Here is a 15,225-nt window from a genome sequence, read left to right as displayed (position 1 = left end):
AAAAAGATTCATTCAAATGAATAAATTTGGATATAGAAAAGGAATTATCGCGGGTATTATCGTATGCGTCTGCGTTATTTATATCATCAGGCTATTCGTTTATCAGGTAGTCGATGATCAATTCAAACAAATGGCAGACAATAATTCACAGAGGATCGAGACAGTATACCCTGCACGCGGTCTGATATACGACCGTAATCATAAACTATTGGTCGATAATCAAGCGGCATACGACTTGATGATTATTCCGAGACAGGTAAAAGAATTCGACACGACGGACTTAATTTCCATACTTGGCATATCGAAAGAATTTTTAGACAGAAACATTCAAAAATGCAAAACTTACTCCAGGTATAAGCCTTCTATTTTGGTTTCCCAAATTACCGGAGATAAATATGCCGTACTTCAGGAAAAGCTGTATCGCTATCCGGGATTCTATATTCAAACGAGAACATTAAGAAAATACAATGTTCAACATTCTGCAGATGTATTCGGTTATATCGGAGAAGTCAGTTTGGATCAAGTGAAAAAAGACACCTGTTACGAACCGGGAGATTATATCGGTATTAACGGATTGGAAAGAACTTACGAGACCACACTTCGGGGAGAGAAAGGAAAAAAAATCGTCTTGGTCGATAATCATAACCGGGTAAAAGGCTCCTTTCAGGACGGAAAATACGACAAGGAAGCGATTGTAGGGCAAGATTTGGAAACTACATTGGATATAGATTTACAGGAATACGCTTATCAGCTAATGCGTAACAAAAAAGGAGGTATCGTGGCAATCGAACCGGAAACCGGGGAGATTTTAGCAAAGGTATCGAGTCCGGGTTACGATCCCCAACTGATGGTTGGACTGGACAGAGGCAGGAATTACTTGAAACTGGAACAGGACAGTTTACGTCCTCTGTTCGATCGTACGACAATGGCTCAGTATCCTCCCGGATCTATTTTCAAAACGATTCAAGCCCTGATCGGACTGCAGACGAAAGCGATAACTACCGAAAGCAAATTTTCCTGTTCAGGAGGAGCTTATATTGGCGGTAAACGTTTTATGAAATGTCATTTCCACGACTCCCCTACCGATTTGCGGGCATCTATTCAAAATTCCTGTAATCCTTATTACGTGAATGTGTTTCGGCGCGTATTGGAGTTACCGCAATATGAAAATGTACGAAATGCCTATAATGAATGGAGAAAATACGTAATCTCCTTCGGGTTGGGAAGCAGATTATGTCCTGATTTCCAAAACGAGGTGAACGGCTCCATTCCGACACAAGCCTATTATGACCGGGTACACCGCACCAAAAATTGGCATCCTCTCTATATCATATCATTGTCGATCGGACAGGGCGAACTGTTGATAACCCCTATACAGATGGCAAATATCGCCGCAATTCTGGCAAACCGCGGATATTACATGACTCCCCATATCGTGCGGCCTGACGAGACCGCCCCCCGGAACCGGATAGAAAAACATACCGTCGATATCAATAAGGCCTATTTTAAGCCGATCATAGAAGGGATGGAATTAGTAGTGAAAAAAGGTACCGGAAGAAATGCTCAGGTCGATTCCATAGCGATTGCCGGAAAAACAGGAACCGTACAAAATCCGCAAGGGGACGATCACTCCGTCTTTATCGCTTTTGCACCCGTGGACCGCCCTAAAATCGCACTTATCGTCTACGTGGAAAACGGAGTGTGGGGATCTACTTATGCCGCCCCTATTGCCGGCTTGTTGATTGAAAAATATTTGAAAGGTAAGATATCGGATAAGAAAAAAGAGTTAGAAAAAAGAATGCTTGAAAGCGATTTAATTCGCCAAACAAATAAAAACAGAAAAGGCGATGAATAGACAAACGAACCTGATTGCTAATATCGACTGGATCTCTATCCTACTTTATATTTTGCTTGTCTTTATGGGCTGGATCAACATATATGCCGCCGTATACGACGAGAATCACAACAGTATATTTGATTTTTCGCAACAATACGGGAAACAACTGATATGGATAGGTGCTTCTTTCCTATTGGCTTTTTTAGTGTTACTGACCGATAGTAAATTTTTTACCGCTTTTTCTTTTATCATTTACGGGATTACCATATGTCTTCTGCTCTGTGTGCTAATCTTCGGTAAAGAGGTACATGGGGCTCGTTCCTGGTTCGAAATTCAGGGTATTCGCATTCAGCCGGCTGAATTCGCTAAATTTGCGACCAATTTGGCATTGGCCAACGTGATGAGCAGACATAATTTCAAGGTGATGAAAATAAGTAATTTATTGTTGATCGGGATTATTTTGTTCATACCTGCCGCTCTCATTATTTTACAAAACGACACGGGTTCCGCTCTTGTATACAGCTCTTTTATTCTGGTATTATTCAGGGAAGGGCTGCACGGTTCCATTCTTTTACTTTGTTTTGTTGCCGTGGCGCTTTTTGTTCTCAGTATTTTGTACTCTCCGTTTACCGTATTGGTTATAATACTGATAGGAACCTTAGCTGCCTATTATTATTACCGACATAATCTCAGGGAACTAATCAAAATCATCGGAATATTGACCCTGCTCTTTTTTCTCTTCTTTTTGGTCAACTGGGCCATTCAAGGAAATTTATCTGATTACTATCTGTTGCTGTTGTCTTATCTGATTTGCAACCTGGCCGGATTGATCTATATCTACCAAAAGAAGATAAAGCATATCGCATTACTGATATTCGTTTCTTGGTTATGCATCGGAGCCACGGTATCTGTCGACTACATGTTCGAGAAACTTCAACCCCACCAAAGGGACCGTATTAATAATCTGTTAGGTATAACCATGGACAAAAAAGGAACGGGATATAACGTCTATCAATCCAAAATTGCCATTGGTTCAGGGGGTTTTTGGGGAAAAGGTTTTTTACAAGGAACGCAGACAAAATTTAATTTCGTTCCGGAACAAAGCACGGATTTCATCTTTTGTACCGTCGGGGAAGAGTGGGGGTTCGTGGGAAGTGCCCTGGTCATACTATTACTTATGACATTTATTTTACGTATTATCTATTTGGCAGAGCGCCAACGTTCCAATTTTTCCCGGATATACGGGTATGGCGTAGCCTCTATCCTATTCTTCCATATGGCAGTGAACATCGGGATGACCATCGGGATGGCTCCCGTTATCGGGATTCCTCTTCCTTTTTTCAGTTACGGGGGATCTTCGCTGTGGGCCTTTACGATACTCATATTCATATTTTTACGGCTCGACTCCAATCGTTTACAAGTATTTAGATAGTAGATATTTTAATTGGAGTATACTGGAGCCTATAAATCGTAAATGTTTTAAATTGTAGATTAAATTTTATACTTTCGCTCCCGAATAATTTAAAACGATAAACATGAAAACATTAGTTATAAATATAAAACAACTTGTTCAAGTTGAGAAAGAACCGAGAACGAGGGTCGCAGGTGCGGACATGGCCCGTTTGGGAATGATCGACAATGCCTATTTGTTGGTGGAAGACGGTTACATACAAGCTTTCGGTAAAATGAGCGAATTGGACCAGCACGCCGTGTACGAAGGAGGCGATACCATTCAAGAGATTGATGCCACCGGCCGTTTGGTTCTCCCCGCTTTTTGCGATTCACACACGCACATTGTATATGCAGGCAGCCGGGAGATCGAGTACATCGACAAGATCAAAGGGCTCTCTTATGAAGAGATTGCTCGAAGAGGAGGAGGAATTTTAAATTCTGCAGAACGTATTCGAAAGGCCAGTGAAGAGGAATTGTACGATTCGGCTTTCGAACGTCTCCAAGAGATTGCCATGTTAGGAACGGGAGCCGTTGAAATCAAAAGCGGTTACGGTCTTAGTACGGAAAGCGAACTAAAGATGCTGCGGGTAATCAAACGATTAAAAGAGGATACCCCCCTGACCATAAAATCAACGTTTTTAGGAGCACATGCTGTTCCGACCGAATACAAAGGACGCCAGACGGAATACGTGGATTTGATTATCAACGAGATGATTCCGGCTGTCGCTTCCGAGGAGTTGGCCGACTATATCGATGTGTTCTGCGATAAAGGATTTTTTACGGTCGAAGATACGGATCGTATGTTGAATGCCGGAATGAAACACGGATTACGCGCGAAGATACATGCTAACGAACTGGACTACTCGGGTGGTATCCAGGTAGGTGTAAAATACAACGCACTTTCCGTCGATCATTTGGAATATGTGGGGGAAAAAGAGATCGAAGCATTGAAAGGCAGTGAGACGATGCCGACGGTATTACCGGGAGCGGCATTCTTTTTGAATATGCCTTATTCTCCCGTGCGGGAAATGATCAACGCGGGGCTTCCCGTCGCATTGGCTTCCGACTATAATCCCGGCTCCTCTCCTTCCGGCAACATGAAATTCGTCATGTCTCTGGGATGTGTGAATTATAAAATGCTTCCGGAGGAGGTAATTAACGCCACGACGATTAATTCCGCGTATGCTATGGGAGTTGAAAACGAACTGGGAAGTATCGCTGTCGGCAAAAAAGCTAATTTCTATATCACAACACCCGTTAGCGGGATCGAATTTCTTCCGTATGCTTACGGGAGTAATCTGATCGAAGCCGTGTTTTTGAACGGAGAACAAATTTAATAACGGTATGCCTTATTCACATTATAAAAAAGTATGGATTCGCAAAGCCTATCGGATCCGTTATCCGTAGCCCATTGGCATTCTCGGATTACAAATTGTAAGCTTTCTTTGAATAGATTAGAGTGTTAGAGACAGAATAAACATCAGTTGTTATAACAATATCGCAATAGAATATGAAAAAACTAATTGAATGCGTTCCCAATTTCAGCGAGGGAAACGATATGCATATTATCGATCAGATTACAGCAGAGATTAAAGCTGTGGAAGGAGTCAGCCTCATTGACGTAGACCCGGGAAAAGCGACCAACCGTACGGTTGTCACCTTGGTCGGTACTCCTGAAGAAGTTTGCGAAGCTGCTTTTCGTGCCGTAAAGAAAGCCTCCGAACTTATCGATATGAAGAAACACAAAGGAGCACATCCCCGTTTCGGTGCCACGGATGTTTGTCCGTTGGTTCCGGTAGCTAATATTACCATGGAAGAGACGGTCGAATATGCTCGTAAATTGGCAAAACGTATCGGAGAAGAATTGAATATACCCGTGTATTGTTACGAAAATGCAGCCTTCGTGCCGGAAAGAAAGAATTTGGCAACCTGCCGGGCTGGAGAATACGAAGCATTGGGAGAACGATTGAGCAGTGAGCAATGGCATCCCGATTTCGGTCCCCGGGAATTAAACGAATGGACAGCCAAAACCGGGGCCACGGCCGTAGGAGCCCGAAACTTCCTGGTGGCTTACAATGTCAATCTGAACACCACTTCTACCCGTCGGGCAAACTCCATAGCCTTCGACGTACGTGAACGCGGGCGGGTTAAACGGGAAGGAAATCCCATCACGGGGAAAAAAGTGCTGGACGAAAAAGGGAAACCCGTTATGATTCCCGGAACGTTGAAATCGGTCAAAGCGATCGGTTGGTTTATAGAAGAATACGGTATTGCCCAGATCTCCATGAACTTGACAGATATATCGGTAACCTCCGTACACGAGGCGTTCGACGAAGTTTGTCGTAAGGCCAATGATCGGGGAGTAAGAGTAACCGGTTCCGAATTAGTCGGTGTTATTCCATTAAAGGCCATGCTGGATGCCGGACGCTATTTCTTACGGAAACAACAACGTTCTACCGGTGTTTCGGATAAAGAATTGATAAAGATCGCTGTCAAATCTTTGGGATTAGACGAACTTTATCCTTTTGAACCGCGGAAAAAAATCATCGAGTACATATTAGAAGACGAAATGAATAACGGCAAGAAGCATTTGGTGGATATGACATTAGCCGAATTTGCCGATGAAACGGCTTCGGAATCTCCCGCTCCCGGGGGCGGTTCGATTTCCGCTTATATGGGAGCCTTGGGCTCCTCCTTGGCCACGATGGTAGCAAACCTCTCCTCTCATAAACGGGGTTGGGACGATCGTTGGGAAGAATTTAGCAATTGGGCAGAAAGGGGAAAAGCGTATCAGGTGGAATTAATCAAAATGGTTGACGAGGATACTAACGCATTCAATCGTATTATGGATGCATTCGGCCTACCCAAGAAGAGCGAAGAAGAAAAAGCAGCCCGTCATCGGGCGATTCAGGATGCAACCCGGTTTGCCACGGAAGTGCCTTTCAAAACGATGATGTTATGTTACGAATGTATGGAAGTGGTGAAAGCCATGGCTGAAATCGGAAACCCGAATTCGGTAACCGATGCTGGAGTAGGTGCTTTGGCCGCCCGCTCCGGAGTAATCGGCGCATTTTTAAACGTGAAAATAAACGCCGCGGGATTAGACGACAAAGCGTACGCAAACGACATCATCAGCCGAGGAGAAAAAGTGGTCGAGATGGCAAAACAAATGGAAACGGAGATCTTAGAGATCGTCAATTCTAAAATATAATATAGAATCGATATAAAAAATCCACGATGAATATCATCGTGGATTTTTTTGTTTCATCCCACCCGTTTCATAGCAAACTGAAAGCACAGGTAACGCCTGCCATCACGATAGCGACCATACTCATCAGCTTGATCAAAATATTCAAACTCGGACCGGAAGTATCTTTGAACGGGTCTCCTACCGTATCACCGATGACCGTCGCCTTGTGATTGTCGGATCCTTTGCCCCCTAAATTTCCTTCTTCTATAAACTTTTTGGCATTATCCCAAGCCCCTCCCGAGTTGGCCATAAAGATCGCCAATACGAACCCGGCTCCCAATCCACCCGCCAAGAGGCCGATGACTCCCGCGACACCGAAGATCAATCCCATAACAACCGGAACAATGATGGCTAACAAGGAAGGAAAAATCATTTCTTGTTGAGCTCCTTTCGTGGATATCTCGACGCACTTGGCGTAATCAGGCTCTCCCTCTCCCGTCATGATTCCTTTGATTTCCCTGAATTGACGGCGGACTTCGTTTACCATCTTTTGGGCCGCTCTCCCCACGGCATTCATGGTTAACCCGCAGAATAAGAAAGCCATCATAGCTCCGATAAATATACCTGCCAACACCTTCGGATTCATCAATGTCACATCGTAATAATACATGAAATCCGTCAAAGAAGCATCAGCCGTTTTAACGGTCTCGCTACCGATAGTCAATATCTCTTCTCCCATACGGAGCAATCCGATTTTAATCTCTTCGAGATATGAGGCGATCAAAGCTAATCCGGTAAGAGCGGCAGAACCGATCGCAAACCCTTTTCCCGTGGCGGCCGTCGTATTTCCCAAAGCATCTAAAGCATCCGTACGATGACGTACCTCCTTTCCCAGATTGCTCATTTCGGCATTTCCCCCCGCATTGTCCGCAATAGGACCGTATGCATCGGTCGCCAGCGTGATTCCTAAAGTAGAAAGCATTCCGACGGCTGCAATGCCTATACCGTACAGGCCTACCGATACGTTTGAAAAATCAAATTCCGAAGCAAAAAGGAAAGAGAGAATAATACCCGCAACGATAGCGAGTACAGGAATCGATGTAGAGATCATACCTGTTCCGATACCCTTGATTATCACCGTGGCAGGTCCTGTTTCTGAACTTTTAGCTATATCCTGTGTCGGTTTATAAGCATGTGACGTGTAATACTCGGTTGCCTTTCCGATGACGATCCCCGTGAGTAGTCCCACGATGACGGAACCGCATATCCAGTAACTTAAACCCAACAAATGAAAAACTAAAAAACTGGAGGCTATAATTAAAACGGAACTGATATTAATACCCCGGTCCAAGGCCCTCAGAAGTTGTTGTTGTGAAGCTCCTTCTTTCGTTTTTACCATAAATATACCCAATAACGAAAGTACGACTCCGAAAGCGGCTATCAACATCGGGGCCAAAATAGCATTGAACTGTATATCGGGATCCAACCGATAGGCTGCGGCCCCCAATGCTGCCGTTGCCAGGATAGAACCGCAATAGGATTCATACAAATCGGCTCCCATACCAGCGACATCCCCCACGTTATCCCCCACGTTATCGGCTATTGTCGCCGGATTTCGAGGATCATCTTCCGGTATACCGGCCTCTACCTTTCCCACCAGATCCGCTCCGACATCGGCAGCCTTGGTAAAAATACCCCCTCCCACTCTCGCGAAAAGAGCTTGAGTCGAAGCTCCCATGCCGAAAGTGAGCATGGTCGTCGTAATCACGATCGCCTTTTCTGATGTCGTCGGTTCTTCAACGAAATAATCCAATAAAAGCCACCACAACGAGATATCCAACAGAGCCAATCCGACAACTACCAATCCCATCACGGCTCCTGAACGAAATGCTATTTTCAATCCGTCGTTTAAATTCCTGCGTGCCGCATTAGCCGTACGGGCAGACGCATAGGTAGCTGTTTTCATGCCTATATACCCGGCTAACCCCGAGAAAAAACCACCAGTCAAAAAGGCGAACCACACCCATTCGTTTTGCAAACCGGGTCCATACGCCATCCAGGCAAAAAGGATACACAATACTACGAATACAACACCGACTACTTTATATTGTTGACTTAAATAAGCCATAGCTCCTTTACGCACGTGTCCTGCAATACGTTTCATCGTATCCGTACCTTCGGATTCTTTCATCATATGACTAAAAAAGATTCTTGCGAAAAGCAGCGCGATAATAGCACAAACAGGTACTATCCAGAATAGATCGTTTAACATAGTTCTTATATTTGGCAGTTAATATTAAATACAAAAAACTCATCAAGCAGTAAACGAACCTGATGAGTAAAAGTAAACATAAATAACTGAAAATATCTATCTCTTTTCTGTTTTTTTTAAATTATCTTCATTTCGGCATATAAATCATAGTCATCCGCACCTGTAACAATTACCTCGTAAAAACGACCGGGGTAAAGTTTTTTATCACTTGTGACAAAGATTTCCGGGTCCACCTCGGGAGAATCGTGTTCGGAACGCCCCACGTAAAATTCATCTTCAACCCGATCGATCAATACGTTCAATTTTTGACCGATCAAACGGGTATTCAATTCGGCCGATATCCTTCTTTGCCTCTCCATGATCTCCTCCGCCCTCCCGCGTTTTATATCTTCGGGAACATCATCCCGGTAATGTTTATCGCAGTAGGTATCCTCTTCATGAGAATAGGGAAATACCCCCAAACGCTCGAACCGCATCTCTTCCACAAATTCAAGCAACTCTCTAAAATCCTCTTCCGTCTCTCCCGGATGTCCCGTCATTAGTGTCGTACGAATAAATATCCCCGGAACCTCTCTTCTGATGCGGGCTATGAGATCCCTGGTCTGTTGTTTCGTCACCCCCCTTCGCATCAATTTCAACATGTGATCGCTACAATGTTGCAAAGCAATGTCCAAGTAAGCGCATACATTTTTCCGCTCCCGCATGACCGGTAACAACTCCATGGGAAATCCCGCCGGATAGGCATAATGCAGCTTGATCCATTCTATTCCCGGTATACCCGACAAACGATCGACTAATTCGGCCAAACGGTTCTTACCGTATTTATCGATTCCGTAATAAGTTATATCCTGTGCCAACACTAAAATCTCTTTCACTCCTTGCCGGGCCAAGAGTCCGGCTTCCTCCACGATCTCCTCGAAATCCCTCGACTTGTATTCGCCCGTCATAATGGGAATGGCGCAATAGGAACATCCCCGATTACACCCTTCCGAGATCTTCAGGTAAGCATAATGTTTCGGGGTTGTCAAATGTCTTTCGTTTTTTATCCCTTCGTCGAAATCCTTTCCCAATGCCGTTAGAACTCCTTTCCAATCGAATTTCCCGAAATAACCGTCTACTTCCGGAATTTCATGGGCCAGTTCGGCATGATAGCGTTGTGACAAACACCCCATCACGTATACCCGTTCGATAACACCTTCTTTTTTCCGTTCTATCTGCTCCAATATCGTATTGACCGACTCCTCTTTCGCATCTCCGATGAAGCCGCAAGTATTGATAACTACGATCTCTGCCTCCGAATGATCGCCATCAACCTCTACGCTATACCCGGAGGTCTCCAGTTGCTTCATCAATAACTCGGTATCCACCAAGTTTTTCGAACACCCCAGGCTGATAATATTCACTTTTTTCATTCGTTCCAAATTTGGGCACAAAGGTAGTAAAATAGGAATTATCTTTCATATCTTTGCACAATTATATAAAAAACATGGGAATGGAAAGAGAATTCAGGTGGTTGCCAACGACCCGAAAGGAAGTAGAACAACGGGGATGGAAAAGTATTGATGTCATTCTTTTCTCCGGAGATGCCTATGTGGATCACCCCTCATTCGGTGCTGCCGTTATCGGAAGGGTACTTGAATCCATGGGTTTAAACGTGGCTATCGTTCCGCAACCCAATTGGCAAGACGATTTAAGGGATTTTAAAAAATTGGGAAAACCCGATCTTTTTTTCGGGATCAGTCCCGGAAGCATGGATTCCATGGTTAACCATTACACGGCAGCCCGTAGAAAACGCTCTGACGATGCCTATACCCCCGGAGGACACAGCGGAGCCCGTCCCGACATGCCGACCATCGTCTACACCCGGATTCTGAAAGAGTTGTACCCCGATACTCCTGTTATTATCGGGGGAATAGAAGCCTCTCTACGCCGTTTCACTCATTACGATTATTGGAAAGACATGCTAAAGCCCCCTATCCTTTGGGAGAGTCACGCGGATATGCTCGTATACGGTATGGGCGAAAAACCGATGATGGAAATTTGTCGGATGTTACGCCGGGGAGTTCCTTTTGCCAATCTTACCAATATTCCACAGACTGCGGTTATCCGGGGGAAAAATGAAAAATACGCTACAAACAAAAAATGGGAGAGTATCACGTTGCACTCTCACGAAGAGTGTTTGCAAAGCAAACGATTATTTGCCGTAAATTTCCGCCACATCGAGGAAGAATCCAATAGTATCCACGCGGCACGACTGATACAGCCTGTCGGAGAACAACAAGTGATCGTCAACCCTCCTTATCCTCCATTGACCACGGATGAACTCGATGCGATATACGATTTGCCGTTTACCCGTTTGCCCCATCCGAAATACAAAGGCAAAGAGATCAGTGCTTATAATATGATACGGCACTCCATAACCATGCACAGGGGATGTTTCGGGGGATGTGCTTTTTGCACGATTTCCGCCCATCAGGGCAAATTCATATCTTCCCGTTCGAAAACCTCTATCCTGCGGGAAGTCGAGCGAATATGCGAGATGCCGGACTTTAAAGGAACTATTTCAGATATGGGAGGTCCTTCGGCTAACATGTACGCGATGAGAGGAAAAGATAAGAGTCTTTGCGAACGTTGTAAACGCCCCTCCTGTCTTTTTCCTACCGTATGTAAAAACCTCGATACCGACCACTCCTCCTTGTTGGAGTTGTACGGTCATGTCCGAAAGCACCCCCGCGTGAAACACGCTTTTATCGGTTCCGGTATTCGTTACGACTTAGCAATGCATCGCACGGGCAATAAGGAGGTAGACAACGTAAATCGAGATTATCTTGAAACCGTCATCAAGTATCATGTTTCCGGAAGGTTAAAGGTGGCTCCGGAACACTCCTCCGATGAAGTCCTGCATTTGATGCGGAAACCTTCGTTTCAGCTTTTTCGAGAACTTACCCATCGTTTCAACGCCATAAATAAGCGAGAACATCTCAACCAGCAGCTAATTCCTTATTTCATCTCATCCCACCCGGGCTGCAGGCTGGAAGACATGGCGGAATTAGCCATCTTGACTAAGGAATTGAATTTTCACTTAGAACAGGTTCAAGACTTTACGCCGACACCCATGACATTGGCCACGGATATCTACTATTCCGGAATTCATCCCTATTCCACGCGTGAAATTAAATCTGCCAAGAGTGAAAAAGAGAAGAAACAACAGAATATTTTTTTCTTCTGGTATAAAAAAGAATTTCGGAACGAGATCGCTAATCTCTTGAATAAAATACGTCGTCCTGACCTTTTAAAACGCCTCTATTCGAATAAAAGCCGATGAAATATTTATTTTTCCGTATCAAATCATTAACTTTGAAGTGAATATTAAAAAGACGGATATGCGATATACGCTTTGGGTTATTCTCGTATTATGCTTTGTATCCTGTGATCGTTATCAGGCGCAGGAAAATAACAAACGGGGCATGGATTACATCAACCGTAATCTATACGAAAAAGCATTGGAAGAATTTAACAACGCTATATCGCTTGCGCCCGATTTTTTGCCGGCTTATTACAACAGGGCCATTGTTCAGGCTAACCTGAAACAGCCCGGGAAAGCGTTGGAAGATATGAATTACGTGATTGCCAATGATCCCACGAATGCTCTTGCATTCTATAACCGGGGAATTATACACGAGAACCTCGGAAAAGGCACAGAAGCCATCCGTGATTACAGCCAAGCGATTAATTTAAAACCCGATCTCGCGAACGCATACCATTACCGGGGAATTGTCCGCTTTAAAATGAAAGACCTGGACGGGGCTCTTGTCGATTATGATAAAGCTCTCTCCCTGGGATTGCAATCGAGTGCCATTTATTTTAACAAAGGCGTTATCTATCATCAAAAAGATCGGTTAAGCGACGCCATCGAAAACTACTCCCGATCTATCCAAATAGATCCTTCCAATGCCAAAGCATATTATTACCGTGCCATTTCCAAACTGCGGGTAGATAATTACAACGAGGCTTTACAGGATCTGGAAGTATCACAACACTTAGGTTACTCGAAAGCTTCGGAAGTAATTTCCCGCTACTATCCGGAAAAGAAAAAATAGATATCTTTTTCTCCTTCTCAATATAAAACTGATCCGGGAAACAGAATCCGGGCATTCTGACCTCTATCTTTACACGATTGACGGCAATAGAACTAAAAACGATTCGTATATCCGCCCTATCTGACAACGTGAATAGGAAAAGATTGTTATCGAGACCTTTTACTGCCGTCTAATTACGATTCAATAACCTGCTCCAAATACCGAAGAATCCTTTTTGTCAGAGGGGAAATCTACCGTGATTTCTTTTTTTACTAAGCCAAAAGAATCTGACAAGGTAATTCGACCTTAAACGTACTGCCTACTCCCTCCTGCGTATCTACCAAAATATGTCCATTCATCTTTTCAACGATGGATTTGCATATGGTTAGTCCCAATCCTACACCCGGTACAAACAGGTCTACCTTTTCAAAACGTTCGAATATTTTGTCTATTTTATCCCGAGGAATACCTCTTCCCGTATCGCTGACACTTAGTATTACGCCGCGATCGATAACCTCGTAAGCGATCTCGATATGCCCACGCAGCGTATTTTTCAATGCGTTGGAGACAAGATTGTTCAAAATCTGTTTGATACGCATTTGATCGAGCTCTATCAGATAATTACGTTCGGGATACCGGGATAAGAGCTTCACATCAGTCGGCACATTCTCCTCGTATTCCGTCATGCACTCTTGAATCAGGCTCGACAGGTCGAACCAATTGGGATAAAGTTCCATGTTACCGGCTTCTATCTTGGAAAAATCGATAATATCATCTATGATACCGAGTAATAGATTGTTATTATGGCGAATCAATGCATTGTATTGCTCTTTTTCGGCTTCATCCTCCGTGTAGGAGAGTAAGCCGGAAAACCCTACAATAGCGTTCAAAGGTGTCCGGATCTCATGACTTATCGTGGCAAGGAAGGCAGACTTCATCCGATCGGATTCTTCGGCCTTATCCCTCGCTTTGGTAAGCATCTCTTCCGTTTTTTTCAGTTCGGTAATATCGTAATTAATAGATATTAGTTCGATAATGCCGCACTCCGGAGCATAATTCTTCAGCAAAAGATTAACATAAGTCCACGTGTAACTTCCGTCTTCCCGAAATACCCGTACTTCACGACTGAATTCCTGAGCGATACCTTTTCCGGCTTTATTTATAAATTCGATCATAAAAGCCCGGTCCTCCGGATGAACATGGCTGTATATTCCCACGATTTCACTTAAAGGCGTCCCGTTTTTTTCTCCGATATTCCGGTACCAGCTTTTAGGAGCATCCCCTTTTTTCGTAAGTAAATTATAATAGGCATAGCCGACTTTCGAATAGTCCCCCACTAATTCGAAAAGATTTTCAAACTCGTGGAGCTTATTATAAGCGATAGTGGTTTCCGTCCTGTCCGCATTAATTAAAATATAGTTGATCGGGTTCCGGTTTTCATCATATAAAGTCGTGACTTTCGTCATCAGGTCGATGGTCCCTTCTTTCCTTAACGAATTATAATAGGTCCCTATTTTTGAAAAATCATAACGGAAGGTAAAATCCGCATCTTCATTTCTCCGTAACTTCTCCTTCATCTCTTCGGGAAAAATAGGATTATCGAAGATATTGATCCCCAAAGCATCCTCCTTGCGGGACAGACCGAACATATCCAACTCTTTATCATTCAGATCTATCAGTACTCCATCCTTATCGTATAACTCAATGCCGACCGGCAAATTCTTATAAATATTATACAGGATCCGCTCTTTATGCTGTAATACCTGATAAGCTGATGCCATATCCGGGCCATCTTGAATTTCGGCAATACCGTAAATCATCGTTTTCCCGTTCTTATCCGTCTCTTGAAAACACACCTTGCTTCGGAACCAAACATTTCCTTTAATGCTTTTAAGCAGATAAACGGCTTCAGGTATTTGCTGGATACCAAAAGAGTGAACGGTTGTAGGCTGTTGCTCTTCGTTTACAATTCGTTTATTAAATTCCTCAAAACTGATAATGCCGTCTTCCCCTAACCCCAATAAAACAGAAATATATTCAGAGCAAGTATAATTTTCACTCTCCAAATCCGCTTTCCACCATCCCATATTAGCGCTATTCATCAATTTTGAAAAGAATATAGAATCCGGTTGCTTGGTCATGATCAAATAATTTTATTGTCCTTCATTCGGTTCAGTTCCTTGGGTGTCTTTTTAACTCCCATAGCACAAAGACTTTAATATAACTGTTCCTTATTATGTCGACAAAAATAGAGAATAGCTCAAAATTTTATTGTTAAAGAGTATTTTTTTTTGATTTCAAAGAACAGGTATTGTTACGAAAAATCACTAAAAAAAGTTATAAAAGGAAGCAGATAATCCATTAATCGATACTATTTTACAAAAATATAACTATT

Annotated in this window: 9 protein-coding genes; 6 read left to right on the top strand and 3 right to left on the bottom strand. The window is 43.5% G+C overall.

Translation table 11 applies throughout. The annotated features are described in order from the left end of the window. The first annotated feature begins 16 nt into the window (after positions 1–16). From mrdA to ftcD, 4 genes are all read left to right on the top strand, one after another. Positions 17–1,855 (top strand): penicillin-binding protein 2, encoded by a 1,839-nt coding sequence (gene mrdA, locus BN3283_RS06765; RefSeq protein ID WP_041503657.1) that lies wholly within the window; start codon positions 17–19, stop codon positions 1,853–1,855. Then, a complete protein-coding gene (gene rodA, locus BN3283_RS06760; protein ID WP_041503658.1) occupies positions 1,848–3,269 on the top strand; it encodes a rod shape-determining protein RodA in 1,422 nt (473 codons plus the stop codon). The genes mrdA and rodA overlap by 8 nt, the downstream gene beginning before the upstream one ends. Positions 3,270–3,372: 103 nt before the next feature. Then, positions 3,373–4,626 (top strand): imidazolonepropionase, encoded by a 1,254-nt coding sequence (gene hutI, locus BN3283_RS06755; protein ID WP_041503659.1) that lies wholly within the window; start codon positions 3,373–3,375, stop codon positions 4,624–4,626. Between the two features lie 173 nt (positions 4,627–4,799). Next, entirely contained in the window at positions 4,800–6,500 is a 1,701-nt protein-coding gene (ftcD, locus tag BN3283_RS06750) for a glutamate formimidoyltransferase (protein WP_041504903.1), read from the top strand. 67 nt (positions 6,501–6,567) lie between these two features. On the opposite strand, the gene BN3283_RS06745 is transcribed toward ftcD, so the two are convergent. Then, the gene (locus BN3283_RS06745; RefSeq protein ID WP_041503661.1) at positions 6,568–8,751 is read right to left on the bottom strand and encodes a sodium-translocating pyrophosphatase; all 2,184 of its coding nucleotides are present in this window, start codon (positions 8,749–8,751) and stop codon (positions 6,568–6,570) included. 116 nt (positions 8,752–8,867) lie between these two features. Further along, entirely contained in the window at positions 8,868–10,163 is a 1,296-nt protein-coding gene (rimO, locus tag BN3283_RS06740; protein ID WP_041503662.1) for a 30S ribosomal protein S12 methylthiotransferase RimO, read from the bottom strand. Positions 10,164–10,243: 80 nt separating this feature from the next. Between rimO and BN3283_RS06735 the strand changes: the two genes are divergently transcribed. Both BN3283_RS06735 and BN3283_RS06730 read left to right on the top strand, forming a co-directional pair. Next, a complete protein-coding gene (locus tag BN3283_RS06735) occupies positions 10,244–12,076 on the top strand; it encodes a YgiQ family radical SAM protein (RefSeq protein ID WP_286137571.1) in 1,833 nt (610 codons plus the stop codon). Positions 12,077–12,134: 58 nt separating this feature from the next. Continuing rightward, positions 12,135–12,851, top strand: a complete 717-nt coding sequence (locus tag BN3283_RS06730) for a tetratricopeptide repeat protein (protein WP_041503664.1) — start codon at positions 12,135–12,137, stop codon at positions 12,849–12,851. Positions 12,852–13,102: 251 nt separating this feature from the next. On the opposite strand, the gene BN3283_RS06725 is transcribed toward BN3283_RS06730, so the two are convergent. Then, complete coding sequence (locus BN3283_RS06725; protein WP_059026151.1) at positions 13,103–14,971, bottom strand: sensor histidine kinase; 1,869 nt, start codon at positions 14,969–14,971, stop codon at positions 13,103–13,105. Positions 14,972–15,225 lie beyond the last annotated feature (254 nt).

Source organism: Gabonibacter massiliensis (assembly GCA_001487125.1).
GTDB lineage: Bacteria > Bacteroidota > Bacteroidia > Bacteroidales > Marinifilaceae > Gabonibacter > Gabonibacter massiliensis.
Note: the sequence above shows the minus strand (reverse complement) of the source record. Positions and strands in the feature narration are given on the sequence as shown.

Excerpts from the sequence above, each read along its gene's own strand:
- BN3283_RS06730 (WP_041503664.1), top strand. The coding sequence starts at position 12,135 with ATGCGATATACGCTTTGGGTTATTCTCGTATTATGCTTTGTATCCTGT.
- rodA (WP_041503658.1), top strand. The coding sequence starts at position 1,848 with ATGAATAGACAAACGAACCTGATTGCTAATATCGACTGGATCTCTATC.
- mrdA (WP_041503657.1), top strand. The coding sequence starts at position 17 with ATGAATAAATTTGGATATAGAAAAGGAATTATCGCGGGTATTATCGTA.
- BN3283_RS06745 (WP_041503661.1), bottom strand. The coding sequence starts at position 8,751 with ATGTTAAACGATCTATTCTGGATAGTACCTGTTTGTGCTATTATCGCG.
- ftcD (WP_041504903.1), top strand. The coding sequence starts at position 4,800 with ATGAAAAAACTAATTGAATGCGTTCCCAATTTCAGCGAGGGAAACGAT.
- hutI (WP_041503659.1), top strand. The coding sequence starts at position 3,373 with ATGAAAACATTAGTTATAAATATAAAACAACTTGTTCAAGTTGAGAAA.
- BN3283_RS06725 (WP_059026151.1), bottom strand. The coding sequence starts at position 14,971 with ATGACCAAGCAACCGGATTCTATATTCTTTTCAAAATTGATGAATAGC.
- rimO (WP_041503662.1), bottom strand. The coding sequence starts at position 10,163 with ATGAAAAAAGTGAATATTATCAGCCTGGGGTGTTCGAAAAACTTGGTG.
- BN3283_RS06735 (WP_286137571.1), top strand. The coding sequence starts at position 10,244 with ATGGAAAGAGAATTCAGGTGGTTGCCAACGACCCGAAAGGAAGTAGAA.